At 62.7% G+C, this 26279-nt stretch carries 21 protein-coding genes and 3 tRNA genes; 14 read left to right on the top strand and 10 right to left on the bottom strand.

Translation table 11 applies throughout. The features are described from left to right. Nucleotides 1-108 precede the first annotated feature (108 nt). Nucleotides 109-735: a hypothetical protein gene (locus tag IPL79_16670; GenBank protein MBK9072610.1), complete on the bottom strand. Its 627-nt coding sequence runs from the start codon at nucleotides 733-735 to the stop codon at nucleotides 109-111. A 322-nt stretch (nucleotides 736-1057) separates the two neighbouring features. Here IPL79_16670 and IPL79_16665 point away from each other — a divergent pair, with 322 nt between their 5' ends. From IPL79_16665 to IPL79_16640, 6 genes are all read left to right on the top strand, one after another. Beyond that, nucleotides 1058-1696 (top strand): MotA/TolQ/ExbB proton channel family protein, encoded by a 639-nt coding sequence (locus IPL79_16665; GenBank protein MBK9072609.1) that lies wholly within the window; start codon nucleotides 1058-1060, stop codon nucleotides 1694-1696. A gap of 77 nt (nucleotides 1697-1773) precedes the next feature. Continuing rightward, nucleotides 1774-2280 (top strand): biopolymer transporter ExbD, encoded by a 507-nt coding sequence (locus IPL79_16660; protein ID MBK9072608.1) that lies wholly within the window; start codon nucleotides 1774-1776, stop codon nucleotides 2278-2280. A gap of 12 nt (nucleotides 2281-2292) precedes the next feature. Then, nucleotides 2293-2889 (top strand): biopolymer transporter ExbD, encoded by a 597-nt coding sequence (locus IPL79_16655; GenBank protein ID MBK9072607.1) that lies wholly within the window; start codon nucleotides 2293-2295, stop codon nucleotides 2887-2889. Between the two features lie 33 nt (nucleotides 2890-2922). Beyond that, nucleotides 2923-4845 (top strand): hypothetical protein, encoded by a 1923-nt coding sequence (locus IPL79_16650; protein ID MBK9072606.1) that lies wholly within the window; start codon nucleotides 2923-2925, stop codon nucleotides 4843-4845. A 99-nt stretch (nucleotides 4846-4944) separates the two neighbouring features. After that, nucleotides 4945-5020, top strand: a tRNA-His gene (locus IPL79_16645). A gap of 68 nt (nucleotides 5021-5088) precedes the next feature. Further along, nucleotides 5089-5165: transfer RNA gene (locus IPL79_16640), tRNA-Pro, on the top strand. A gap of 585 nt (nucleotides 5166-5750) precedes the next feature. Here IPL79_16640 and IPL79_16635 read toward each other — a convergent pair. Beyond that, on the bottom strand, nucleotides 5751-6341 hold the full coding sequence (locus tag IPL79_16635; GenBank protein MBK9072605.1) for a malonic semialdehyde reductase: 591 nt from the start codon (nucleotides 6339-6341) through the stop codon (nucleotides 5751-5753). A gap of 121 nt (nucleotides 6342-6462) precedes the next feature. On the opposite strand from IPL79_16635, the gene IPL79_16630 reads away from it, so the two are divergent. Together IPL79_16630 and IPL79_16625 are read left to right on the top strand one after the other, a co-directional pair. Continuing rightward, nucleotides 6463-6536 (top strand) — tRNA-Arg (locus IPL79_16630). A 4-nt stretch (nucleotides 6537-6540) separates the two neighbouring features. Next, on the top strand, nucleotides 6541-8343 hold the full coding sequence (locus tag IPL79_16625; GenBank protein MBK9072604.1) for a sulfurtransferase: 1803 nt from the start codon (nucleotides 6541-6543) through the stop codon (nucleotides 8341-8343). Here the strand turns inward: IPL79_16625 and IPL79_16620 are convergent. The 4 genes from IPL79_16620 to IPL79_16605 are packed head-to-tail and all read right to left on the bottom strand — an operon-like array spanning nucleotide 8340 to nucleotide 11288. Continuing rightward, nucleotides 8340-9023 carry a glutathione S-transferase gene (locus IPL79_16620; GenBank protein MBK9072603.1) on the bottom strand — a complete coding sequence of 228 codons (684 nt, stop codon included), beginning with the start codon at nucleotides 9021-9023 and terminating at the stop codon, nucleotides 8340-8342. The genes IPL79_16625 and IPL79_16620 overlap by 4 nt on opposite strands. Nucleotides 9024-9030: 7 nt before the next feature. After that, entirely contained in the window at nucleotides 9031-9663 is a 633-nt protein-coding gene (gene rdgB / locus IPL79_16615) for an RdgB/HAM1 family non-canonical purine NTP pyrophosphatase (GenBank protein MBK9072602.1), read from the bottom strand. Next, nucleotides 9660-10364 (bottom strand): ribonuclease PH, encoded by a 705-nt coding sequence (gene rph / locus IPL79_16610; GenBank protein ID MBK9072601.1) that lies wholly within the window; start codon nucleotides 10362-10364, stop codon nucleotides 9660-9662. Before rph ends, rdgB begins: the two co-directional genes overlap by 4 nt. A 33-nt stretch (nucleotides 10365-10397) precedes the next feature. Beyond that, on the bottom strand, nucleotides 10398-11288 hold the full coding sequence (locus tag IPL79_16605; protein ID MBK9072600.1) for an N-acetylmuramoyl-L-alanine amidase: 891 nt from the start codon (nucleotides 11286-11288) through the stop codon (nucleotides 10398-10400). A 110-nt stretch (nucleotides 11289-11398) separates the two neighbouring features. Between IPL79_16605 and IPL79_16600 the strand changes: the two genes are divergently transcribed. Next, a complete protein-coding gene (locus IPL79_16600; protein MBK9072599.1) occupies nucleotides 11399-13948 on the top strand; it encodes a M20/M25/M40 family metallo-hydrolase in 2550 nt (849 codons plus the stop codon). 866 nt (nucleotides 13949-14814) lie between these two features. On the opposite strand, the gene IPL79_16595 is transcribed toward IPL79_16600, so the two are convergent. Then, nucleotides 14815-16377: an OmpA family protein gene (locus IPL79_16595; GenBank protein ID MBK9072598.1), complete on the bottom strand. Its 1563-nt coding sequence runs from the start codon at nucleotides 16375-16377 to the stop codon at nucleotides 14815-14817. A gap of 53 nt (nucleotides 16378-16430) precedes the next feature. Here IPL79_16595 and IPL79_16590 point away from each other — a divergent pair, with 53 nt between their 5' ends. The 3 genes from IPL79_16590 to IPL79_16580 all read left to right on the top strand — a co-directional run bounded on the left by IPL79_16590 (nucleotide 16431) and on the right by IPL79_16580 (nucleotide 20838). Beyond that, nucleotides 16431-18122, top strand: a complete 1692-nt coding sequence (locus IPL79_16590; protein MBK9072597.1) for a serine/threonine protein phosphatase — start codon at nucleotides 16431-16433, stop codon at nucleotides 18120-18122. Nucleotides 18123-18231: 109 nt separating this feature from the next. Continuing rightward, nucleotides 18232-19842, top strand: coding sequence for a protein kinase (locus IPL79_16585; GenBank protein ID MBK9072596.1), 1611 nt, complete (start codon nucleotides 18232-18234; stop codon nucleotides 19840-19842). Between the two features lie 24 nt (nucleotides 19843-19866). After that, on the top strand, nucleotides 19867-20838 hold the full coding sequence (locus IPL79_16580; GenBank protein ID MBK9072595.1) for a hypothetical protein: 972 nt from the start codon (nucleotides 19867-19869) through the stop codon (nucleotides 20836-20838). A gap of 14 nt (nucleotides 20839-20852) precedes the next feature. On the opposite strand, the gene IPL79_16575 is transcribed toward IPL79_16580, so the two are convergent. The 3 genes from IPL79_16575 to IPL79_16565 all read right to left on the bottom strand — a co-directional run bounded on the left by IPL79_16575 (nucleotide 20853) and on the right by IPL79_16565 (nucleotide 24285). Next, a complete protein-coding gene (locus IPL79_16575) occupies nucleotides 20853-21908 on the bottom strand; it encodes a hypothetical protein (GenBank protein ID MBK9072594.1) in 1056 nt (351 codons plus the stop codon). A gap of 96 nt (nucleotides 21909-22004) precedes the next feature. Then, complete coding sequence (locus IPL79_16570; GenBank protein MBK9072593.1) at nucleotides 22005-22643, bottom strand: DedA family protein; 639 nt, start codon at nucleotides 22641-22643, stop codon at nucleotides 22005-22007. A gap of 16 nt (nucleotides 22644-22659) precedes the next feature. Then, the gene (locus IPL79_16565; protein MBK9072592.1) at nucleotides 22660-24285 is read right to left on the bottom strand and encodes a hypothetical protein; all 1626 of its coding nucleotides are present in this window, start codon (nucleotides 24283-24285) and stop codon (nucleotides 22660-22662) included. A 209-nt stretch (nucleotides 24286-24494) separates the two neighbouring features. Here IPL79_16565 and IPL79_16560 point away from each other — a divergent pair, with 209 nt between their 5' ends. Together IPL79_16560 and IPL79_16555 are read left to right on the top strand one after the other, a co-directional pair. Then, the gene (locus IPL79_16560) at nucleotides 24495-25400 is read left to right on the top strand and encodes an AEC family transporter (GenBank protein ID MBK9072591.1); all 906 of its coding nucleotides are present in this window, start codon (nucleotides 24495-24497) and stop codon (nucleotides 25398-25400) included. Nucleotides 25401-25431: 31 nt separating this feature from the next. Further along, a complete protein-coding gene (locus IPL79_16555) occupies nucleotides 25432-26274 on the top strand; it encodes a DUF1003 domain-containing protein (protein ID MBK9072590.1) in 843 nt (280 codons plus the stop codon). The last annotated feature ends 5 nt before the right edge of the window (nucleotides 26275-26279 follow it).

Genomic DNA, 26279 nt, shown 5'->3' with positions numbered 1-26279 from the left:
CTAAACACACGAACAGCAACACTGAACACATTTCTAACTGTGCGTCTCCAGTGCGAATGTAGGTGTGATGTAGGTAAAAGGCGGAGCGGTCAAACGACCACTACAACGCTATTGCGCGGCGGGGCGGATGACGCGCAGGGCCGATTCACCAGCGGCGCGAAACCCATTTGGGTTGCGGCGTGGATCAATGCCCGACGCGACGCCTGCCTCAAACGCTCTAATGTATTCACTTAATCGCGGGCCCCAGGACGTAGGACAAATCCCGGCCGCCATGAGACTGGCTTCCGAGCTATCCCCCGGTTGGCTCCCCACGCCTGTGGCGCCGGCGGCTGCCGCACACAGGGCCTGTGCGCGCTGAGCCCAAGCCAGGGCGGGCAGCGGCTCCAGACGATCAGCATAGGCTTCGGAAACGGCAAACGCCTCGCGCCACTCATTGCGCGAAACGGCCTGTGCCGCGGCAACGCCGCGATGCGCCTCGTCGACCGCCCAATCACCGTAGCTCGCCGACGTCAAGGCGCCGACCAACTGCACCGTATGGCCCGCCGTCGGCTTCACCTCGTTGCGCGCCTGCGCCATCACCACGCGCCACCTAACCTCGGCGGAATCGGTGGTGCCGCGAAACGCCGCTAGCGCCCCAGATTCGGCGTAATGAACGCTACCCGGCATGAAGGGCAACGTCACCATGATGACGATCGCGCCAACATCAAACCAGCTCATCCATCGCGGAAATTTCATGTGGCGTCCTTGATCAGCAGGGCGTCGGCGTGACGGCCGACAGTATATATCGCAATTGCCACGACACCGCGCAACCCGTCTGGTTCCGCGAATATCCCAGATATGTAGCGAAATACCCCAGCCATCGTTGGGATGTCCCGCGATGCCCCGCCCACCGCGCCGCGCCGATCAGCCTGGCCCCCAAATTGAAGCTGCGGGACCCGCATTTGCTTGGCTGCCTTATTGCACATCAAACCTTCACGCGTAGGATACGTGGCCGACACTACCGGCGCACCTCGCGCATTCATCAACTCACTGCAAGCAAGTTAATCGGAGAAAAGCCATGGGAGCACTTCAAGTTATTTCAACAGCATTTGATCACGGCGGATGGATGATGTGGATCATCCTCCTTTCGTTGGCGGCGATCGTCGCGATCACCGTCGAGCGCAGCGTGTACCTGATGAAATCCACCGTCGACAAGGACAAGCTGCTCTCGCTGCTTAAGAGCCAGGTCTCGAGCGGCAACGTGCAAGGCGCGATCAAGGTTTGCTCGGGCAACCCAACGCCAATTACGCGCATCGTGCAAGCCGGCCTTATTAAGTTCAACAAGAGCGACGACGAAGTCCAGGCCGCCATGGACGAAGCCGCGTTGCGCGAGTTGCCAAAAATCAACGCCCGCACCCCTTACCTGGCCATGCTCGCCAACTTCGCCGTTATGGCGGGTCTCTTCGGCACGGTCATCGGGATGATCGGCGCGTTTGCCTCGGTCGGCGGCGACGCCGGCAGCAAGGCAGGCGAGCTCGCCGGTCACATTTCCGAAGCGCTCAACTGCACCGCGTTCGGCATTGGCTCGTCGCTGGTCGGTCTGCTCGGCTACTCGTTCCTCCAAGGCAAGACCACCGCGATTGTCGACGACATCAACGAAGTGACCGTGCAAGTGGTGAATCTCGTCACCAACAACCGCGGCCAAATGCAAGGCTAGGTCGACGGGGCGGTGACCGCATCGCCCCCTCGCCTCTAATTTCGTTACTTGGCCGACAAAGGACAAAGGATTAACCCATGGGCGCATCATTAGGAGCATCAGGCGGCAAAGGGAGCGTTGACATTGAGCTCAACATCATTCCCTTTATCGACTTGATGAGTGTTCTCGCATCGTTCCTGCTCGCGACCGCCGTCTGGGTGGACAACTCCCAGCTCGACATCAAGCCGCGCGGCAAGAACCGCGAATCGCAACCCATCGAGCAAATTGAAGATCGCCAAACGCTTTCGATTCTGATCCAGTCCGATCGAATCTGGATTGGCGTCACCGGCGGCGATTTTCAAACCGTCGACAAGGGCGGCGGCGGCGACTTTGACTGGGACGACTTCGAAGCCAAGCTCAAGGCGCATAAGGAGTCGGTGTATTTCTCCGATCGCACTGACCTCGAGATTGCCGCCGAGAGCACCGATACGGCCAAGGTTTCCTACCAAGATCTCATCGCCGCCATGGACCGCGCCAAAGCCGTTGGCTTCATCGATCCCGGCATCTCCGACCCCGCGGGCCTCTCGGTCCGGCCACAACTTTAAAGGAGCTACGCCATGCCAGTTCATTCACCCGGCCCACGCCTCTATTCTTCGGTGCCGTTTGACCACTTGGTCAAGCACACCGGCGCCGGGCAGACCCGCGCCAGCAACGTCTCGCTTAACCTGACGCCGTTTGTCGACATGATGACCATCTTGGTCACGTTTCTGCTCATCGTGTTTTCGGCCAGCGGCGAAATCATTAAGTCGCAGCGCGGCCTGACCTTGCCTACGGCGGTCACCAAGGCGGCGCTGCAAACCGCGCCGATCGTCATGATCACGCAAAACGAGCTTACGCTCAACGGCAAGCTCATTGCGCCGGTCGAGAACATCGTCGCCGACGATTCCTCGCCCATGATTGACCTGCTCAAGGAGCCGCTCGAGGCCGAGGCCAAGCGCATCAAAGATGATGTCGACAACGGCCGCATCAACGACGTCCTGAAGAAGGCCTGTGAAGCCATCGCCTCGGGCAAGCGCCCCGAATTTTTCTGTCCCGAAGGCCTCGTGATCTTGCAAGCCGACGAGGGCACCGATGCGCGCCTCGTCAACAAGGTGATCGTGACGATGCGAGTTTCTGGTTTTAACAACATCCTGTTTGCCGTCAAAGGCAAATAGGTTTCTGCGATACGAATAGCGAAGGGTAGTTTAATGATGCGCGCCAAATGTTTTGGACTTGTGTGTGTGTTGGCTCTGGCGCTCGCCGCGCCCGGCTGCGCCAAGAATCCGTACGACGCCGCCACGTGGACCGAAAAACTCGACGGCCGCGAGTGGGAAGATGCCGTCACCAAGCTCGACCAGCTTGGCGACCCCAAGGCCATTCCTGCCCTGGTAAAGGCGTGGGAACGCCAAGGCAAGCCCTCCAAGATCTTGCAGGTCATCATCAACCTCGCCCGGCCGCTCACCAAGGAGCAGTACCTCAAGGTCTACTACCAAGATAACCAGACGCGCGACGCTCATTGGGACGACGCCTTCCCGGCGCTCAAGATGGCAATCGAAGAAGTCGATGAGTCCAAGCAATTTCTCATCGACCAGGCCATCAAGGCCGCTGACGCGCTGGGAGACTCGGGTTACGCCGAAGGCTTGCCGGTGCTGGTCTCGGCGCTCAAGAAGACGTATGGCAAAAACGGTCTGCGCGCGCAAATTTCGTTTATCAGCGCGGTCGGCAAATACAAGCAAACCAGCAGCATCGCGCCGCTTTCCGAGCTGCTCGGCAAGGAAACGCTCGACCTGTTCGCGCGTGGCGCGGCGGTCAATGCGATTGGCACCATCGGCGGCGCTGAATCGATGCCGGTGCTCATTGAGACCATGTATCAGTATCCGGCGCTATTTGAATTCTGCCGCCGCGCCTTGGCCTCGATCGGCCCTGAGGTTGCAGCCGAGGGCCAGAAGATTCTCCGCGGCCAGCATACCGGCGTTAACGCGCTGTTTGCCGCCAAGAAGCTCGACCAGTATTGCGTGCAAGGCCAGTGCGAAGAGGTTGCGATGAAGGATTACTACGCCGCGATTATTCTCGGCGACACGTATAGCAACGCCGTGGTCCCCGACTTGCTTGCGGCGCTCGCCAAGCCAGCCAAGCCTTCATATTATTTTCAAGACCAACCGGGCCCCGTGCAACATGCCGGCATCATCGATGCGCTGCGCAAGATCGGTTCGGCCGACGCCTCGGCGGCGCTCAAAGGTATTTGGGCCGGCAGTGGTGACCTGAAAATTCGCGTCATGGCGATGAGCGCGTATGGCTTTACCGCGCGCGATACGTCGGCGCTGGGCGAACTCGCGGCGATTTTCAAAGACGATAGCGCCGACCAAAATTTGCGTCTGGCGGCCGCCGAAACCTATGGCCGCTTGGCTAAGAGCACGGCCGACATCGCGCCGCTGCTCGAAGCGGCGGGGCGTTACAAGGCCGAATCTGCCAAGAGGCTGACCGAAGCCAATGGCGCGCCAAAGGCGGCCTTCGAAACCGCTAAGGCAGTTATGGAAGGCAAGAAAAAGGAATGGGATGCGGTCAAGGGTACGCCAAGCGAGACGGCCCCCAAGGAAGCGTATGCCAAGGCCAAAGGCGAATTCGAGAAGGCACAGTATGCGTACAAGCCACTGCTCGGCGCAGCCAAGGACTACACCGCGTTTCAGCGCACGTTTGAAAACCACGTCGCCAAGATCGAAATCGCGCTGCGCTGCAAGGACGCAGCCTGCTACGCCAAGTCACTGACCACCAAGGCCGATGAAGTGGCGGAGGCGGTTGCGACGTATGTGCCCAACATCAAGGAAACCTGGACCAAGGACGAAAAGAAGGACCTCGTTGCCGCGCAAATCGACCGTGCCATGCTTGAGCTCGGCAAGATGGGTAGCAGCGCCGCTAGCGCGACGCCCGCGTTGCTCGACGGCGCCAAGACCGATGACAGCTTAGTGCGACAAGCCATTTTGCTCGCCCTACCCAAGATTGCCGCACGGCCCTGCGAAGAATGCGTGCCCAAGCTCGACGCCGCGGCCAAATCAACCGAAGGCAAGTCGACCGCGGCCGGCATCAACGTTGAGACCACCGTGCTGCGCAACTACTTTGCCGGGCGAAAATAGCCCAAATCACCAGCGCCGCGCGGCGCGATGGCGGCCTCTAGGCGCGCGTATGCCGGCATTGACAGGCACGGGGCTAGGTGATATCCGTAGGCCTTCTTGGCGGACGTAGCTCAGTCGGTAGAGCTCCAGATTGTGGTTCTGGCTGTCGTGGGTTCGATCCCCATCGTTCGCCCCAAAAATCGCGACGGACTGGCTTGCAAGTTTTTGGTGCATTGTCTACAAGAGCCGAGCCGTTAAGGCGTTCGGGGTGTAGCGCAGTCTGGTAGCGCACCTGGTTTGGGACCAGGGAGTCGGGGGTTCGAATCCCTCCACCCCGACCAACAGTGGTCGTTCGCACGATGTTTTAGTTCGCGGGCCTCGAAGCCTTCGTTACGGTCCCACGGCTGCTCGCTCTGCTCGCGACGCCTAGCACTCGGTCATGGGCAGCGCGAAACAAACGAAGCGATTTAGAACCTCGTGACGGGACCTTAAGGGCCACCGAATGCGTAACTCGCTCGTTCTCGCCCCCGATGCATCCCGGCTGACTGCGTTGCTCCTCGGTCACTGGCCGACGGGCCAGCTCCCTCCTCGCGCCTTGCCATCCGGGCGCCTCGGGGCCGATCCTCGACCGACTTACCCATTCGGCGGCCCTAACGAAGCTTCGCATCCCGCTACGGCACGGTGCTTACTTATCACGTCGGGGCGTTGGGCTGCTCACGGTGCGTTGTCGCGATAGAGGTATGTGGGCTTCTCAGCTGAAGCTATCAAGGATCGCGCAGCAATAGATCCTAAATGGCGGAGAACAGAACGCAGTGGGTGGAGGAGATTTCGGTGCACGCCTGCAGCGATGCCGAGGCGCAGCCGTCTGGCTGCAACGAGGCTCGCGAAGCCGTACACCGAAAGATCCCCACTCAATGCGTTTCTGTTTAGAGGATTTTGCAGGCTTCGGTGAAGTCAAGGCGCGGCCCGCGTGGGTAGAGTTTGGAGGGGTCGCCATGGCCGAGGTTGCAGACGAAGTTGATGCGCCACGTGGTGCCGGCGAAGAAGGCCTCGTTGACCTTGTCGATGTCAAAGCCGGCCATGGGGCCGCAATCTAGGCCCAGGCTGCGCGCCGCAAGCATGAAGTAGGCGGCCTGCAGGCTGGCGCTGCGACGCGCGACGCTCTCAGCCAGCGTGGCGTTACCGGCATAGAGCTCACGCAGGCCTTTGATGGCGGGCATGAGCCGCGGCGAGAATTCGAAAAACGCGGCGTCGTAGGCAAACAGCACGGTAACTGGTGCGGCGTCGGTCTTGGCGCGATTGCCCGCGGCCATGCACGGCGACAGCTTGGCCTTTGCCTCGGGTGAGGTCACAAATACAAAGCGGCCGGGCGTGGTGTTGGCTTCGGTCGGGCCCCATTTCATGAGGTCGTAGAGCTGGTGCAGCGTCGCCTCTGGGATGGCTTCGTCGGTCCAGCCCTGATGCGTGCGTGCCGCGGTAAACAGAGTTTCGTGGGCTTGCGTCGATAGTACGGGCATACGCAGACCTGGATACCACGCGCATGGGGATTGGCCAGGCCCGGGCGCCCAGGAGCGCGGATTTTGCCTCTCGTCGCCGGTACCCGCCTAGGCGAGAGCGGTGATATGGTCGCGCCACCCGGCTCCCATAGCTCAGTTGGATAGAGCAACGGCCTTCTAAGCCGTAGGTCCTTGGTTCAAATCCAAGTGGGGGCGCGACATGGAAGCCGTCACCAATATTGCTGCCTACAAGTTTGCCAACCTGGGCGAATTGCGCGCGCTGCGCGAGGACCTGCAGGGCTTTTGCAAGGCGCGGGCGCTAAAGGGCACCATCTTGCTCGCGCCGGAGGGCATTAATCTATTTATCGCCGGCGACAAGCAAGGTGCCGACGATTTACTCGCGAAGCTGCGGGCGGTGCCGGGGCTGGGGACGCTTGCGGCAAAATACAGCGAGAGCGCGGCGCAACCGTTCAATCGCATGTTGGTGCGCATCAAGAAAGAGATCATCGCGTTTGGCATTGACGGCATTGATCCGGCCAACAAGCCGTCGCCTAAGCTGGCACCGGCCGAGCTAAAGCGCTGGCTCGATGATGGCAAGCCGGTGCTGATGCTCGATACGCGCAACGACTACGAATACAAGATCGGCACGTTTGCCGGGGCCAAGACCCTCCCCATCGACCATTTTCGCCAGTTTCCCGCCGCGGTTGAATCGCTGGCGAAAGCAGGCGAAATTACGCCGGACACGCCGATCGTGATGTTTTGCACCGGCGGCATCCGCTGCGAAAAAGCTGGGCCTTACATGGCACAAGCTGGCTACAAACATGTTTATCAGCTCGACGGCGGCATCTTGAAGTACTTTGAAGATGTTGGCAGCGCGCACTACACCGGCGAGTGCTTTGTGTTTGACCACCGGGTTGGGATTGACGCACATCTGCAGCCGACCGAGACGGCGCAATGCTTTGCGTGCATGGCGCCGGTCACCGCGATCGAGCAACGCGACCCGCGCTACATTAAAGGCGAGTCCTGTCCACACTGCTTTGTGACGTCCGAGACCCATTTGGCCGCCGAGCGCGTAGCTAAGGCCGCGGCCTTGCGCGCATTCGCCAAGGCGCTGCCAGGCAGCGAGCCCTACGACAACTTTAAGCCCTTCAAGATCACGCAGGCGTTCGACGGCCAACCCATCGGCGCCTTCTTGCGCGGCGTCTTTCCGCACGTAGACGTGGCGACCTGGGACGTGGCGTTTGCGCATGGGCGCATCATCGACGAAGAACACGAACCTATTGCGTCCGACACGATCGTGCGCGCCGGCGAGCGTTTTTTTCGCATCGATCCAGCGACGCGCGAGCCCGATGTTTGTGCTGACATCGAGCTGCTGACAAGCGACGACGTGATGCTCGTGGTGGGCAAGCCGGCGCCGCTGCCCATGCACCCAAGCGGGCGCTTTAATCGCAACACGCTGCAGCACATGTTGGCGCAGGTCTACGCGCCTCAAAGGCCTCGTCCCGTCCACCGGCTCGACGCCAACACGTCCGGCTTGGTGGTCTTTGCGCGCAGCCGCCATGCGGCGCACAAGCTGCAGCAGCAATTTGAGCGTGGCGACGTTCGCAAGCAATACCTCGCGCGCATCGCCGGGCACCCACCGCAAGATACGTTTGTGGTCGAGGCGCCGATCAGCACGGGGGCGGGCCTTGCGGGCTCGCGTACCGTCGACGACGAAGGTGGCCAGGCCGCGCGCACCGAATTTGCGGTCTTGGCGCGGCTGCCCGACGGCACGGCGATGGTCACCGCTCGTCCGATTACCGGACGGACGAATCAAATCCGCATTCACGCTTGGCAGCTCGGCATGCCGGTGGTTGGCGACCCGACGTACCTACCGGGCGGCCGCATTGCCGACGCGCAGACGCTACCAGTCGGCGCGCCGCCGATGTGCCTGCACGCGCACACGCTTTCGTTTCGCCATCCCGTCACCGACGCGCCACTTGCGTTTACCGCGCCTCCGCCGGCGTGGGCTGTCGTGCCCTAAATATAGAGCGCGTCGATCGGTGCCCGCGAAAACGGCTCGGCGGGCACGGCGAGCACGCGTGCTTCCCAGGTGGTAAAGGCGGTATCAGCCAGCAGGGCGTCGCAATAGGCCCCAGCGGCGGCAGAGAGCGAGATGCCATAGGTGCGAAAGCGCGTGGCCACCGGCGTATAAAAGGCGTCGGCGATCGTGCGGTGACCAAACAAATGCGCGCCGCCGCTGCCAAATTGCGCGCGCATTGTGCACCAAAGCTGATCGATCCGCTCGATTTCGGCGAGGGTCTCCGAGGGCAGCCCGGTCGCCACCACGCGCCGGCGTATGTTCATCGAGAGATCGCGGCGGATGCCTGGAAACCCGGCATGCATTTCGCACGTCACCGAGCGCGCCACGGCGCGGACCATCAGGTCTTGTGGCCACAGGCTCGCGGCGGGCGCCGCCTCGGCCGCCCACTCGGCAATGGCGAGGCTGTCCCAAATCGTCAGGTCGCCAACGCGCATGGCAGGCAAGGTGCCGGTCGGCGAGACGGCTAGCACGTCGGCGATCTTTTTCTCGCCATAGCCGTCTTGATCGAGATTGATGAGCGTTTCGTCGAAGGCAAGGCCCGACCAAGCCAGGCAGAGCCATGGCCGCAACGACCAACTGGAGTAGTTATAGTTGCCAACGTAGAGGTGAGGCTTAGGCATAAGGCTCCTATGGTTGAAGGGCAGCGACGAGGCTGGTCGCCAGCGCCGCCATCGCACGCGCGCGATGCGAGAATTGCGACTTTTGCGCCACCGTGAGCTCGGCAAACGATACCCCGGCGTCGAGGGACAAGAAAAGTGGATCGTAGCCGAAGCCACCTGAGCCGCGCGGCGCGGTCAAGATGGTGCCTTCGCACACGCCCTCGGCGGCGATGAGTTGTTCGACGCCATCCGCCACGTCGCAAAACACCAGCGAGGCGACGAAGCGCGCGGTGCGCTGGTCGCTGGGCACCGCGGCGAGCTCCGCCAAGAGCTTGCCATTATTCGCGGCGTCGTTGCTTGGCTCGCCGGCATAGCGCGCCGAAAATACCCCTGGCGCGCCGCCGAGGGCATCGACGATGAGGCCGCTGTCGTCGGCAAGCGCCGGCAAGCCCGTGGCCAAGGCGATCGCGCGGGCCTTAAGCAGCGCGTTGTCGTAAAACGTCGCGCCATCCTCAATCACCTCTGGCAGGGCGATGCCGCGCGCGGCCTCGAGCTCGGCGAGCGAACAAACCGCAATGCCCGCCCCGGCGAGCAACGCCTGCAACTCGGCGACCTTGCCCTTGTTGCGCGTCGCAAACACCAGCGTGCGCGGCGCGCTCATTTTGGCGCGGCCTCGCGCTGACGCTTGCACAAGACGTCGATGCCGACATGCGCGACGTCGAGCATGGCGTCGAGTTGTGCGCGATTAAACGACGCGTTCTCGCCGGTGCCTTGCACTTCGATGAGCTTGCCCTGCTCGTTCATGACGACATTCATGTCGACTTCGGCGCGGCTATCCTCTTCGTAGGGCAGGTCGAGCATGACTTCGCCGCCCACGATGCCGACCGAGATCGCCGCCACCGGTGGCAATAGCGCGCCGCGATCGGCGAGCGCGCCAGATTTTATCATGGACTCGATGGCCCACGCCAAGGCGACCCAAGCCCCCGTAATCGACGATACCCGCGTGCCGCCATCGGCCTGCAACACGTCACAATCGACGGCAATGGTGAATTCGCCGAGCTTTTGCAGGTCAACGGCCTGGCGCAAGGCGCGGCCGATGAGGCGTTGGATTTCTTTGCCGCGGCCACCCGGGTCGCGCTTGCTGCGCGTGTGCGTCGCGCGCGGCAACATGGCGTATTCGGCGGTCAGCCAGCCCTGGCCTTTGCCCTTTAGGAAGTGCGGAACGCCCGCTTCAACCGAGGCCGCACACAGCACGTGCGTATCGCCCATCTTGATGAGCGCGCTGCCCTCGGCGTGTTTTTGATAGCCCGAAACAATCTCGAGCTTGCGGAGTTCATTGTTTTTTCGGCCATCGATGCGCATGGCGCCGGTAGTACTGCATCTCGCAAATGCGCGCTACGGCCGCGTCGGCCCAAGTTTATTGGCGACCATCCAGGCTGACATCGCATTCGCCAGCGCCTCCGCGATCTTGCCCTGTACTGGCGGCTGCATCAATTCACGCCCTTCGCGGGGATGGTCGATGAAGCCCACCTCAACTAATATCGCGGGCATGGTGGCGCCAAGCAGCACATGTTGGGACTCCTGCCGAATGCCGCGATTGGGGCTGTTCGGCCGCGCCTGCGCCAGCGCCAGCTGCACCCGCTCCGCGACGTCAATCGAGCGCCATTGCGACACGCCGCGCTCGATGTCGTCCAGCACCATCGCCGTGGTCGGGTCAATGCCCGGCCGAGGTCGCGAGAGATCGTGACGCAACGCCGGCGCGTCGACATCGATGGCCCGCGCCGAAAGCACATAGGTTTCAAAGCCGTGCTGCTGCCGACTTTGCGAGGCATTGGCGTGAATACTGACAAAGAGCGTGGCGTTGACGTTTTCGCCAAATGCCAAGCGTTCGCGCAAGGTCAGCGCGCGATCGTCCTCGCGCGTGAGATAGACGGTGTAGCCCGCCGCGCGCAAGCGTGTCGCGGTCTGCGTCGCAATCGCCAAGGTAAGCTGCTTTTCGAGCACGCTTGGCACGATGGCAAGCGCGCCATGGTTTGAGCCGCCGTGGCCCGGATCGAGCACAATGACCGGCCCTCGCGCGGCGCCAAGTCCAGTGTCAATGCGGCTGTCATCTCCAACGGTTCGCGCGGTAGTCGCTGGCATCGACGGCGCCGCGGCAAGGGTCGCGGCCTTGCCCGCGATGGCCGCCGCCGTGTCTTCACGCCTCGCGCGGGAGGTCGCAAAGTCGCCCGAGAGCGCCCAGGTTAGCGCCGCGCAAACGCCCAAAGCCACTAGCAATCGAAGCATGTCTCCTCACCATACGACATCGCCTGTAAAGCGACAAAACTTCGGCCTTTCCTTGACGCAACTCGCTAATTTCGCTACGAAACCTAGCGGCAAACCCTTCTATAACCCCCATGTTTTTAGATCATACGGCGCACGCACTTTTTCCGCTGTCGCGCACGCTGTTTGTGGTCGGCGCGCTGGAGCTAGCGATCAACCGCGTCATTGTCGAGTCGTTGCGGCCGCCACCTGGGCATGCGACGTCGAAGGCGTTGCTGGCGCTCGACTGGGCTGGCCTCTATCTGTTTTATTTCGCGACGATCGTCGCGGCCATCGCGTTGTTTTGGCGCGGGTTTACCGCGGGAGGCGCGCCGCGGCGGGTGACAAGCCTGCCGTTGCCGCTCGTCCTCGGCACCACCGCGCTGGCAAGCGTCACGGCTGCTGCGCTGCCTGGGCTGGCCAACGCGGCCGTCGCACTCCGTGTGCTCGCGATCGCCGCCGTCATCGGCGCCGTCGTGGTCGCTTGGCGTAGCTCTGCGCCAATTCGCAGCAAGCTTGGCATTAGCGTGTGGGCCAGCTGCTTGCTGGTGCCACTCGCGTTGGTGGCGTTGCGGCCGTGGCTCGGCGCCGATGCCGTGGCACGTGGCATCCACAAGCTGCTCGCGTTTATCCCGCTCGTCGCGCTGCTTACCCCGGTATGGTTTGCGCCACGCCCGGTGTCCGTGGCGATTCGCCGCAGTGGGCCGTGGCTGCTCGCCATCCTCTGTGCAGGCGTGATCTATTCCAGCCTCGACGAACAACCGGTCGCCAGCGCGCAGATGTTTTTTACGACCTTTGGCATCGATCTGCGCGAAGGCGTCTCGCCGTCGCGCCTATTGGTCGGAGCCTCCGCCGCGGCCGCCCTTATGTGGACCATCGGCGCTTGCGCCGTCTCTGAGGTACGGGCGCAGCGCGATGCGTCGGTTGGCCTCGCGCTCATCATGATGGGCGGGCTTGGCCTGCCCTGGCCGCTCTATACCTTGATGGGCGTCGTTGGCCTGTGGCTGCTGGTCGACGCCGCCCCCTTCCTTCACGAGGAACCGATTATGCAACCAGGTACGCGTCTTTCCGCTGCGGCGCTGATCATGCTGCTCGCTTGCACCTTGCCCATGATGGGCTGCACGCCCAAGCATGGCCCACGACCGCTTGGCGGCGACGATGCGCGCGATCCAATGGCGACGCGTGAAAGTGACGCCGAGCGTGCGGCCGAAATCGACGGCGATGCCGATGCCTTTGTTACGCGGACCGGCACGTCGGGCGCAACCGGCGGCGGGGCAATGGCGCCTAACGCAACCGCGTGGCTCGCCGAAGCCGAACTGGCTCGCCTTGCAGGCGATGCCAAGCGCATCATCGCGGCGGTCGCCGCGGACACCACCGCGTGGCCGCGCCTCGCTTATCTCACCGACCGCATCGGTGCCCGCCTCAGCGGCTCGCCGCAATTGGCGGCGGCCATTACGTGGGCGCAGACGACGTTGATCCAAGAAGGCCTCGCGACAACGTTGCAGCCGGTCAAGGTGCGCCATTGGGTACGCGGTGAGGAACGCGGCAGCATCGTTGCACCCATCTCGCATCGCCTTGCGCTGCTTGGGCTTGGCGGCACGGTGTCAACGCCGGCGCGGGGCATCACCGCCAATGTGGTCGTGGTGGATTCGTGGGAGGCCATGGCGGCGGCGAAAGATCGCATCAAGGGCGCGATCGTGTTGTTCAATGTGCCGATGACAACGATGGCGAGCTACGGGGCCATCTTTGGTTTTCGTTACTATGGCGCCTCGCGCGCGGCCGAGCTCGGCGCGGCGGCGGTGCTCGTGCGATCGCTGACTACGGTCTCGCTGCACACGCCCCACACCGGCACGCTCAGCTATAAAGCCGGCGTCAAAAAAATCCCCGCGGCGGCCATTGCCATCGAAGACGCCGATTTGATCGCGCGCCTCGTTGCGAGCGGTCAACCTGTCAGCGTGACGCTGCGGCTGCAAAGCCGCGAGCGGCCGCCGGCGCCGTCGTTCAACGTCATCGCGGAGCTGCCAGGCCGCGAGGCGCCGCACGAAATCGTGTTGATTAGCGCCCATATCGATTCGTGGGACATTGGCCAGGGTGCGCACGATGATGGCGGCGGCGTGGTTGCGTGCATGCAGGCGCTTGCGACGCTGAAACGCCTCGGCCTGACGCCCCGCCGCACGATTCGCGTCGTCTTGTTTACCAATGAAGAAAATGGCACGGCCGGCGCCGAGGCCTACGCCGCGCAATACGGCAAGGACGCCGGCAACCACGTGCTGGTGTTCGAGACCGACGCCGGCACGTTTGCGCCGCGCGGTTTTACCATTGCGGCGCCTAAGGCCACCGAGGTGACAATCACGGCCCGGTGGGCGCAGCTTGCGCCGATCTTCGCCGTGGCGGGCGCGCCAACGATCAAGACGGGCTGGGCCGGCACGGACATTGAGCCGATGATCGACTTGGGCATGCTAGGCGCCACCATCGACAGCGCCAACGAACGCTACTTCGACTACCACCACACCCACGCCGACACGCTCGACAAGATTAACCCCGTCGATTTTACAAACAACATCGCCGCCATCGCCGTCATGGCGTACGTGCTCGCCGACGCGCCGCTGCGCATCGACGCCGCGGACGCGACGAGCACGCGGTAATTTCCCTGCCGCCGTGCCTTTGATGATCCGCACCGTCCGCACGATTCCTTGCGGGCACCACGCGTCGATACATCTCGTAGACAATGCCTTACCTCGTTGACAAAGTTTTGCCCTGCTCTCAAGGATCCTGCTTGTCGAGCTTCACGCGACAGACCACCATAATCCTATGGAATTGCTGATCCCCGCGCTGTTATTGCTCGTGGTCCCAATTTCTGGCTACTTCATATATATCTCGGTAAGCCGCCGGCTCAGACGAGGGATGGCCCTCACATTAGTCTTTATTGCGACGCTATTCGTCGGAGGTGTACTCGACCTGCTTGTTATAGCTTTGGCGACGGCATCCCCGCCGCCGGGGCATGGGTGCGGAATGGGCGCGCTAGCGGTGCCTATGCTATGGGCCATCTCCTTGCCATGGTTCGCCGTGGTGTGGATGGTCGCCGGTTTCTTGCGAGAGCTGTTTGTCTTACCACCGGAGGCCGAGGATGCTCCTGAATACGAGCAGGGATAGCCAAGAGATCCACCTGGTGAATCGTTGCGGTGGAGCGCCGAAGCGCCGGCCATTTACAGCCGCGCCCGGCGCCTTACGATCAACCTCTGCGAGATATGTCTTACGTCCGCGAGTCGACGTTAAAGGTCGCCCTATTCAATTGGCCTTTGCTTTTCGCTGACAAATGACTAATACGTGACGTCGCAAGCGCGGCGGTCCAGCGCGCGGGGCGCGAAGCTTCGTGAAGGTCCCGTCACGAGGTTCTCTATTCGTGCCAATTGTTTCGTTAAGGCCGTGGCCGAGTGCCAGGCGTTATGAGCCCTGCGAATAGCCGTGGGACCGCAACGAAGGTTTCGCGTCACGCGCGCCCCGCAGCCGCTCAAGGTTTCTTCGGCAGAGTCGCGCCGGGTGCGGCCTTTGGCGCAACGGGTGCGGTCTTTGGCGCCGCGGGGGCGGCCTTTGGCGCGGCGGGTGCCGCAGCCGGCGGGGCTGACGGGGGCGGCGCGACCACCGGGGGCGCAATGATGAGCTGAAACTCGATGCGGCGGTTGAGCTCGCGATTTTGCGGCGAGGTGTTGGGCACCTTGGGCTCGTCGGGACCCTTGCCAAAGGCTTCGATGCGCTCGGGCATGATGCCGCGGTCGACTAACCACCACTTGACTGCCTCGGCGCGCCGCTTGGACAGATCGAGATTTTCCTCGCGGGTGCCGATGTCATCGGTGTGGCCGATGATCGAAATGCGCAGCTCGGGATACTTGCGAAATACCCGCACCGCCTCCTTGAGCGTTGCATTAGACGATTTCTTGATGCGGGCGTCGCCCATCTCGAATGAAATGCCTGGCACCACGCCGGCGTACTTGGCAATTTCTCGCGGCAGCTCGTCGGGGCAGCCGTCTTCATCGCGATACCCGTTGCGCAACTCGGGCTCCGCAGGACATTCGTCGAGCGCATCGCTCACGCCATCGCGGTCGTTGTCGACATCTGGACAGCCATCCTCGTCCTCAAATTTGTCGTAGTCCTCGGCCACGTCGGGGCACTTATCGAGATTTGACAGGATGCGATCGTTGTCGTCATCCGTTTCCGGACAGCCGTCATCGTCGGCAATGCCGTTAAAGTTTTCGATGCGCTCGGGGCACTTATCGTCTTGGTTTTTGATGCCGTCGTTGTCGAGATCGGCGTTGTCGGGACAGCCATCGTCGTCTTCATAGCTATTATAGGTCTCCGCGTCCTCGGGACATTTGTCGGTCGCGTCGACGATGCCATCGTCATCGCGATCCTGCGGCAGCGATGGCCTGGGTGGCCGGCCAAACATGATGGCCTTGCTGATGCCGAGCCCCACTTCGTACGTATAGGATCGCTCGGCGTCGCGGCCAGCGGTAACGCCCTGGCGCAGGTCGAGACGCAAGGCGAAGGTTGGCTGCAATTGATAACGCACGCCGGCGCCCCAATACGCGGCGGCATCGGCATCGGTTTGCACATACGGCGATGACGAGAAAACGGTTTCTGGGCCGCCGCCTACCAAGAGAAACGGCACCCAGCGCGCGTCGGCGCTCGGCGCATATGCCAGCGAAAACTGCGCATGCACGCCGACCACGGGTGATGAATACGAATTGCGACCGTACGCGGGCTCGCTGCCGGTAGCGGCCAAGGACAACCGTGCTTCGGCTTCAGCGCCGAGCTCCAGGTAGCCTCGCCCCACCGACCATCGCCAGGGCACAAAACCGAGCCGCACACCAAGCACGGCCCCAACTCCCGGCACTTGCTCGGGAGCCCAGGCGTTGCCGAGCTCATTGCCGTCGTCCAGCACCAGCACGCCGGTGTAAGCACCTACGTCTAAGCGCGGCCGGGCCTCGCCAGCGGAGGCTGCCACGAGCAGCACCGCGACAAGTGCCGCGCCACCGATTGCCCCACGCGTCGCCGCCGCTCGCGACTTTGCTGCCATAAACCTAAGCATACACCAAGCGCGCCGACGGCGATTGTCCTAAGCTCATTTCGATGGTGGACCTGAGCAGCGATCCAGTAGTTGCCGAGCGCCAGATGAACGCGCTGGTCTTCTACCTGACCGCGTTCGGCTACATCGACGGAGAATTTAACGACCGGGAACGTGCGCTGGTGCACGGTATTTTGCATCAGCTCGTGCACGCGCAGGTCGAGGCGACCATGGCCAGTGCCAGCGCCGCCGACCGCGCGGCGACCACGCAGACGTTTGCCGGCCATTTTTATGATCTGGTGAGCAAGGTCGACTTATATATTCGCGGGCTTTACGGCGAGGCGCGCGCCAAAGACGAAGATGCCACCGAATACGTCAGCTCGCGGCTGATGCTGCGCTGCTACGAGACGTTTCTTGAATTCAGTCCGCAAAATCGCACCGGGCTCATCGCCGCCGTTGACGCGATGATGGCCGACGACGGCAAGGTTCACCGCGACGAGGTGAGGTTTCGCTTGCAACTCGAGAAGGCGCTCGCGGCGGAGGTCCCCGAGGCCATAGAGGTCGAGATCACCGAGGACATGATGTCGGTGATCGACGCCCCGCAGGCGTTGCCCGTTGCCGCGACCGACCCCGCGTGGCTTAGCCGCATCGAGGTTCACTACGCGGGCAATGCCAATGTCATCGCAGAGCAATTTGCGGCCGACGTTCGTCTCGCGGCACGCGTCACCGCCGATTTGGCGGCGCGGCGCGAGGCCGGACGAGGCAAGCTAACGGGCGTGCAAACCCTGGCAGCGTTGGCCGGCCAGGCGCCGTTTCTCGATGGCTTTGTCTACGCGCAACCCAAGCGGCGCGGGGCGGCCTACGATCTGACCGTCGTTGGCGATCTGCACGGATGCTACAGCAACCTTAAGGCCGCGCTGGCACAATCGCGGTTCTTTGAGAAACTCGCCGCGTGGCGCAAACAGCCGCAGGCCACGCCAGAACCCAAGCTAATCCTGCTTGGCGATTACATCGATCGCGGCATCTTTAGCTTCGACGGCGTGCTGCGAGCCGCGATGGAGCTGTATCTCGCCGAGCCCGATCACGTGTTCCTGTTGCGCGGCAATCACGAATATTTTGTCGAGTACAACGGCCGCATCTACGGTGGGGTTAAGCCCTCCGAGGGCATCAGCAGCCTGCTGCCCTATCTAAGCGATCGCGAGTTTTCGCCTTTCATGGCGTTTTTCGAGGCCCTGCCTTCGTCGATTATTTTCGATCATCTGTTTTTTGTCCATGCGGGCATCCCGCGCGACAGCCTCATGCGCGAGCGCTACCAAGATCTTGGCTCGCTCAACGATGCGGACATGCGCTTCCAAATGATGTGGAGCGATCCGGTAAGCAGCGACTATGTCCCCGAGGAGCTACAAAATGAGACCGCGCGTTTTCGCTTTGGCCAGCGCCAATTCGCGGCCTTCATGGCACGCATCGGCTGCAGCATGATGGTACGCGGCCACGAAAAAATCGACGAGGGCTTTTGCAACGTTTACCCGCAATGCCCGATCACCCTGCTCGACGTCTTCTCCGCCGGCGGCAGCGCCAACAACGACGTCCCTGAGGCCTCGAGCTACCGCACGGTTAGGCCTATGGCGGCGACGATCGAGCTGCGGGGCGATGCCACCCGCGTGATCCCGTGGGCCCTCGACTACCGGCCGTTCATGCACGGCGCCCGCAATGGCTTTTACGCGCGCCCACGCGACCTCGCACACATCGTAACCTAGGGCGACTTCGCCCTCGCGGTCATATCTGACAGCCGCCTACATGGGCGCGGATTCACACCAACAAGGGGACTCCCCAGCCTCGCGCGTCCTTGTTAACATTGAAATTGCCGTGGGCGCCGCGCCAAGCTTTTCAAGTTTTGCTCCAGGAACAAAAATCCTGGATCGCTACATTATTGAGGAAATGATCGGCGTCGGCGGCATGGGCATGGTGTTTCGCGCCCGGCATGAGCTGCTCGGCGAGACGGTGGCAATCAAGTGCCTGCGCGCCGATAGCGGCAGCGGCAACGAATCGCTCTCTCGCTTTCTGCGCGAGGCCCGGGCGTCGGCGCAGATAAAGAGCCAGCACGTCGCCAAGGTGCACGACGTCGGCACGCTGCCGAGCGGCACGCCGTACATGGTCATGGAATATCTCGAGGGCCAAGATCTCGGCGAGCTGCTGACCCGATACGGCGCATTCTCGATTCACGATGCCATCGAATACGCGCTGCAGGCCTGCGATGCGCTCAATGCCGCCCACAAGCTCGGGGTCGTGCATCGCGACATCAAGCCGGCCAATTTCTTTCTGACCAAGAACGAGCATGGCGAGAAGATCGTCAAGATGCTCGACTTTGGCATTTCCAAGACCGACGGCGAGAATCTAACCAAGAGCGCGGTCATGCTTGGCACGCCGTTTTACATGGCGCCGGAGCAACTGTATTCCGCGAAGGCTGCGGACATTCGCTCTGACATTTGGTCGATGGGCGTCGTCATGTATGAGCTCATCGAAGGTGGTCGCCCCTTTATTGGCGAGTCGGTGTTTGAGCTTGGCGGCGCCATCCTTTCCAACCCGCCGCAGCCGACCAAAAAAGCCTGGCCCAAGGGCCTCTTTGCCGTGGTTCAAAAATGCCTCGAGAAGGAGCCTGAGAAGCGCTTTCAATCCGCCGCTGAATTGCTAACCGCGCTGGCCCAGTTTGACCAGAGCACCGGCACAGGTCGCCAAGCGCGAATTCGTCGCCACCAAATTGAGCGCGAGTTTGCCGATGACGTCACCGCCGTAGACACCAAGCCCGCGCCGGCTGCCACCCGCGCCCAGCTCGCGGCACCAAAACCGCCGATGGTCGCAAAAGGCCCGGGCGCGGCGAAGCCGCCGGCGGCCGCCAAGGCGCCGCTGCCCCCGGTCGAGCAAGAAGACACAGTGCCGACGCCAATGAAGGTCGGTGCCCCTTTGACCGCGCCCGACCAAGTGACGCCCGGCTTTGCCGCGGCAGTATCGACGAGTGCGTCCGCGGGCAGGCCGCAACGCGCGCATACCGTAACCTCGCTCGATACGAACGACCTCAAAGCGCCTCGATCGCTAACGTCGATCGTGCTGGTGGTGGCCGCCGCCGTTGGACTTGTTGTAGCCGCATGGTGGGCGCTATCGCGCGCGGGCACCCCCACCGTCGAAACCAAGTCGGTCGAAGGTGCGGATGCGAGCGCGGTCGTCGATGCGGGCGCGAAACCCGCCGACAGTGCAGACGCCAACTCGTTCGTCGATGCGGCCACGGCCCCCGGTGTCGACGCGGCGTTGACCGCGACGCCGCCTATCCGCGTACCAACCAAGCCAACACCAGATCCGCAACCGGTCTCGTCCAGACCCGCCCAAAGGCCCGCTACCACTAAGGTGCGAGGGTCAGGTAGCAAAGCGAGTCGCAACCCCACGCCTAAGCCTCCGGTCAAAGATCCAAATTCATACCGCTAGTCAGCACCAACGAGAACCATGCTTATGACCCACGGGATTGTTTTTACATGGCAACGAACGTTCGTTGCTGCCCTCGCGCTGCTGGTGCTTTGCCTCGGGATGGCCACGCCGACGGCACACGCCCAGCCGACCGAGGCCGACAAAAAGTTTGAGGAGGGCCGCAAAAAATTGGCGGCCGGCGACTACGCCGAGGCCTGCCGCCTGTTTGCCGCCAGCCAGACCCTCGACCCGGCGATTGGCACGCTGCTCAACCTCGGCGAGTGCACGACCAAGCAGGATAAGCCGGTCGAGGCCAGGAAGTTTTTTTTCGAGGCCGAGGCGATGGCGCTCGCGCGTGGCGACGCCGAGCGCGCGATGTTCGCCAGAAAACAATACGATCTGCTCGCGCCACGCGTCGGGATGCTTTTCATCACGGTAGATCAACGCGTGACCGATCCAAAAATTTCCGTGGATGGCGAGGTGATTGACCTTGCGGTTATTCAACGCGGTCCACTCGAGGTCTTGCGCGGCCCCCACACCGTCAGCTTGCATTCAGGAAGTGAGTTGGTGACCTCGCACGACGCGACGGTTGACGGCCAGCTCGTAACGATCAACCTTGAACCAAAGGCCCCCGAGCAAGACATCATCGTCACCAAGACCACCGCCGCCAAGGCCGCGGGATTACAAAAACGCACGCGCAGCAAGACTGGGCTCTACGTTGCCATCGGCGGCGCGGCCGTATTTGCCGGCGGCGTTGGCCTCGCATTTTCCGCCAAGGATAAATACGACGATGCGCGCAAGCTATACGACACCGGTCAAAGCAGGGCGTCGCTCGACGACATCAACGACGCGCGCAAGACCGGCAACATCGCGACCATCATCTCGGTTACCGGCCTCGCGGCGATTGGCACCGGCACCGTCCTCTACTTCATCAGCGGTAAGTCAGCGGGCAAGACCGAAGTTGCCCTCGTGCCGACAATTGGCGGCGCCTCGGCGATGGTTTCTGGCCGCTGGTAAGCGCGCCTGATTTACTAAATCGCCAAGCGTGCGTCGCCCGCGGCCGCCTCGAGCCGGTCCACGATGAGGTACGCTTCGGCGGTGCGGCGCGGCCCCGGCGTGCCCGACATGATGCGAAAGTCGGCAGCCAGCTGGCGGCGCTGATACGAGCGGTAGAGCGCCATGGGGTCGATTTCGTGCGAATGCTCGAGCTCCTCGATTTGGCGGCCGAGCACGCCCGCCGCCCATGCCGGCGAGATGGCGCTGACGTTTTGCGAGGTCATCGCGCGCCGCAGCACGGTGAGCTCCTCGCTGGTCATGTTGAATAAGAATTCTTCGAATGCCGAGGCCTCATCGGTCGACATCTCGCGCCGCGAGAAAAACTCAATGACATGTGGGTCGCAATCGGCGCACGCGAGCTGGACCGCCTCGGACGTGCCCAACAACGTTCCGTAAGCCGCCTGCACGCGATTGCGCGCATGCCACGCCGATTCCAGCATCGGCGCGAAATCACGCACTTCCAAGGTGGCGTCGTCCCACACCGCGATTAGTTGCTGCGCCGCACGGAGCTTGATCCGAGGCAAGGTCGAGGGCTTGCGGAGCAGCGCCAGCAAGAGCTCCTCGGCGAGTAAGGTATAGATCGACTCCGCAAGCTCTTCGCGCAGATCGAAGCACAAGCGCGTGGTCGACGCACTGGGGTCGGCTGGCGCTACGCCCACCCCCACGCCATCAGTGGTGGCCTTGGTCGCCTTGAGGAAGGCGCGGAGAAACATGATTTTGGAAACCAGATACGTCCGCGACAGCGTGGCCTTTAGCGGCAGGCTTAGATCGCCCGAGAGGCCATCGAGGGTAATTAGGTGCTTGATGAGGGTGTCGGCGTTGCGCGCCTCGTGGCCTAGGGCGGTTGGCTCTCGCAGCGGGCGGCACGACTCTACCAGCTTGCGCGTGTCGGCCAGCTGCTGCACCAGGCCGGTCAGCGTGCGGGCGTCTTGCGGGCTGCTCGCCTGCACCGTGGCGATGGCAGCATTGATGAGCTGCAACTCGCGCGGATTAAACGTAAATGCCGCGTCTTCAGATGCCAACGGCCACATGGTTAAGTTCGATGGTAGCATGGTCATTGCTTTATTGGCGGCGGCGTCAAAGGGGCAAAGGTGCGTTGAGGGATGCCAAGGTGGGATACGTCGCGCTCACGACTGGGTGGGCGCCGTTGCGGCTAAGGCCGCCTTGCGCCGCTTGAGGTAAAACCGAAGAGCGAGCCCCACGATGACCACGACGGTCGCAATGGCGATCGCGAGGTCAAATTTTTTGGCGATCATGGCCACCTCTTGCCAGCGACTGCCGAGGACGTACCCGACGATCATCAGGCCCCCACCCCACAGGGTCGCGCCGAGCAACGTTTGGGTAACGAAGGTCGTAAGCTTCATGCGTGCGACGCCGGCAGGAATCGAGATGATATGGCGAATCACAGGCATGAAGCGCGCGATGAGAATGGTCCACATGCCGTGCTTGGCAAAAAACTCTTCGGTGCGCGCGATGTCGGCGGGCTTGATAAAAAAATACTTGCCATACGTTTCGAGCAAGCGCGTGCCGCCGCGCATGCCGATCCAATACGAAAACAAGGAGCCCGACACCGCGCCGGCGCTGTTAATGGCCAGGATTGCCGGCAATGAAAAATGGCCCTGCGCCGCCATAAAACCCGCGAAGGGCATGACCAGCAGCGATGGAATGGGCACCAATGTGCTCTCGAGAAAAATCATCACAAACAAGCCGACGTAGCCGGCGTCCGCAATAAACTGCTGCACCCAAGTCGCGACGTGTTGGAGCACGCCGCGGTCATACCAGCTATTTTTGCTTCGAGGCAATGATGATGCGTAAATACGCCGCACCACACGCCTGCGCCACGGCTTGCAAGTCCGTCCAGCCATCGCCCGCGGGAAACAGCGGTTGCTGCGCGTAAATTATGCCCACCGAGCGGCCACGCACGAGCACCGGCACCAGCATGATTTCGGCTGGGGTGCCAGGATAACCAACCACACGCAAGAATCGATCCTGGGTCGCATTCGGCGTCGCGGGCGCGCCGCGAAAGGCCTGCATGCGCTCGTGCACATCTTTAAATGCCGAGGGCACGTTGAGCGGAATCACTAGCGACTCGACGACATTTGGCGAGAGCGAGCCGCCGTGACCGCGGTGCCCCAGCGCCAAGCCATCGCGCACGACAAACATCACGCCAGCGGAAAACGCGCCAACGAGATACCGCAGCACAAGGTCGCCGACATCGTCCCGTGTGGCTGCCGTCGCCAACGCCGCTTGCGCACCGGCGATATCGAGCGGCGCGATAACCGGCGGGGCCTCGGCCGATTGCATGGCCGGCGCGATGTTCAGGCGCTGCGTGCCCGAGGCCATGGCTGCATGTAGCTCGGCGGCGGAGCCGGGCGGCGGCGCGATGGGCACGGCCTCGGCTTCGGCGGCGGCAGGCAACGGCGCGGCTTGCACAGGCGGCACCACTGGAGGGGGCGCTGCCACATCGGCCACCGGGGCGGACAAGGGCGCGGTGGCTGGTCGCACATACTGAGGCGGCGGACTCGCGGGCAGCGGCGGTACGGTAACGACCGAGGTTCGAGGAACGGACACCACCAGGTCTTGCGGTGAGACCACAACCGGCACAGCCGGAGCGGCCGGAGCAGCCGGAGCGGCCGGAGCGGCAGTTACCGCTGGTGCTGGTGCGGCTGCCTCGGCGGGCTTTACGCCGATGACGGTTTGCGCAAATGGTGGCGGTATTGTCCGCGAGCCTAGGCCGCCATTGATTCTGGGATCAAATACGGGCATCTGTCCCGAGGCGCTTGCCATAGACAAGATGCCGGCGTTCTCTTTGGCGTTGGGGGGGCCTGCAAGCGTGTTGTGATCGCGATCGACGCCTTGGGCGTCAAGGTCGACAAGCTGAAAGCCAATGTCGATGGGCTCAAGCTCCGCCGGCGCCTTGGCCTCGGGCTCAGGTTCATCAAAGTCAATCTCGAGCCCGCCCTTGTTGTCGGGTTTGGTGCCGTAGGATTCGGTCAGCGCCTGCGCGATGACGGCTTCGCACGCCACGGCCGCGATGATCGGCATGTTCATCAGGCCTGACAGATGCTGCATGGCCGTGATGTTTTTCGGATCGCGAAAACACACCACCATCGAAGGCGAACCGCCGCCCTTGGAGATGGCCACCGGCAGGGCGAAATACCGCCATGCCACATCGCGCGACAGCTTGGCGACCACCTTGGGATCGCGCCCAACGATGTGCTTGAGCAGGGCCGCGGGCACGCTGTGCTGGTGCGCAAGCGCGCGCGCTAGCACGTCAGGGTCGGCCATCTGCAGCAGATACAGAATTGACCCTAGCCGGGTCTGGCTTTTTTGTTGGTGCACCAAGGCCTCATCGAGATGAGACATCGTGATGACGCCATCGCGCACAAGCATGTCGCCGAGCCGCACCCATCTAAGATAGATCACTTCGAGAGGCGCTGCATGCGGCCCAACCGGCATTTGCGGCCCTGTCGGAGAAATGCGCGAGGGTGTCAGCCCGGCAACTACCTGTGGGGCCCGCCGCGGGTGCGGCGAGCGTTGCGCGGGCTGCGCCAGGACGCCCCTACCAGCGTAGCAAGTTCGCTGGAGGGCTGGTATTTTGTCGTCACGTGACCGCGCTGTGGTTGGTTGGGTTGTGTCTGCTGCTTGGGATGGCGGTGGCGCGCTGGGGCAAAGCACCCGTGGGCATGGCCGCCGCACTGCATTGGTGGATCATTTATGTCGCGTTGCCGGCGGTCACGCTGGCGCTAGTGCCGCGGCTGAGGCTTTCGTGGGAGCTGTGGTACCTCGCCGCCTCGCAATGGCTGGTGCTCGGCGTCGCGGTTATTTGGGTCAGCCTGGCTAGCCGACGCCTAGGTTGGACGCGCGCGCGTACCGGTTGCATCATGCTCGTCGCGGGCCTCAGCAATACGTCGTTTCTTGGGTTTCCGATGATCGAGGCGCTGCGCGGCGGCGCCAGCTTGCCGCTCGCGGTGGTCGCGGATCAGGCGGGCGCTTTTTTGGCGCTGGCGATCGGCGGGACGATGATCGCCGCGACCTTTGCCACTGGCGACGCGACGTCGCCGCGTCCGACGGGGGCGCAAATCGCGCGTCGTGTCGCGACATTTCCGCCGTTTCTCGCGCTAGTGGCAGGGGTCGTCGTTGGCCTCGCCGGCGGCTGGCCGCCGCAGCTGGCCGAGGTGTTCGCGCGCCTCGGCGGCACCTTGTCGCCGTTGGCCTTGTTTAGCGTGGGCCTGCATTTCAAGCTGCGGCTGCGGCGCGAGCAAGCGTTCGCGGTAGCGGCGGCCTTGGCGTACAAGCTCGCGCTGGCGCCAGCGCTGGTGTGGTCCGTCGGCATGGCGCTGGGGCTTGGTGGCGAGTTGCTCGCCATCGCCACCCTGCAAGCCGCCATGTCGCCGATGATTTCTGCAACCATCGTCGCAGATAAGCACGGCCTCGATCCGGACACCGCCAATACCGTGCTGGGGTTTGGCATCGTCGCCTCTATCGCGACCTTGCCGCTGATCAATGCCTTGCTGGGCTAGCCCGTCGCCCGCGATGGCGATAAAAGGGCCCATGGGCGTCTCGACCGAAGAGCTAGAAGGGATTCACCTGTTTTCCCTGTTGGATGCGACCGAGCGCAGCGTCTTGGCGGCACGGCTCACCGAAGAGGCGACCACCGCGGGGCAAGCGCTCTTTAGCTTCGGCGACCCGGGCGACTGCATGTACATCGTCAAGACCGGCTGTGTCGAGCTGTGGGTCAAGACGCTGACCGGCGAACGCGTGGTGCTTGAGCGGGTGCGCGAGGGCGAGTTTTTTGGCGAAATCTCGATGCTCGATCAGGGCCCGCGCACGGCGAGCGCGACGGTTATCGAGGCCGGCGAAGTAATCGCGGTCGACCGCGGCGACCTCGACCACCTAATCAAGATGCAGCCCGGTGCGGCGATGGATTTGCTCACCGCGAGCGGCCAGCGCTTGCGTGAGAGCACGAATCTGCTGCGCAACACCGCCTCTCGCAACGTCAACGAGGAGTTCGAGGAAGATTCCAACTGGCTGATGCGCAGCGCCGACGCCGTCGCCGCCTTTTCCGGCAGCATCTCGTTTTTGCTGCTGCACCTGTGCTTCTTCTCGGCGTGGATCGTGCTCAATACCGGCCTCTTGGGCAATGCGCCGTTTGACGCCTATCCGTTTGGTCTGCTGACGATGGCAGTTTCGCTTGAGGCGATCATGCTGACCACCTTGCTGCTGTTTAGCTCTAATCGACAGAGCGCCCGCGATCGCACCCGCAGCGATATCGAATATGATGTCAATCTTAAGGCCGAGCTGCAGATCCAGCAGCTGCACGAAAAATTCGACACCATGAATGCCGAAATGCTTCGGAGATTGGCCGCGATTGAGTCGTCCTCGCGCGCAGCCTAGCGGGC

The sequence above is a fragment of the Myxococcales bacterium genome (assembly GCA_016716835.1).
Taxonomy (GTDB): domain Bacteria; phylum Myxococcota_A; class Polyangia; order Haliangiales; family Haliangiaceae; genus JADJUW01.
The sequence above is the reverse complement of the archived record's forward strand: the minus strand, read 5'-3'. Positions and strand labels throughout refer to the sequence as shown.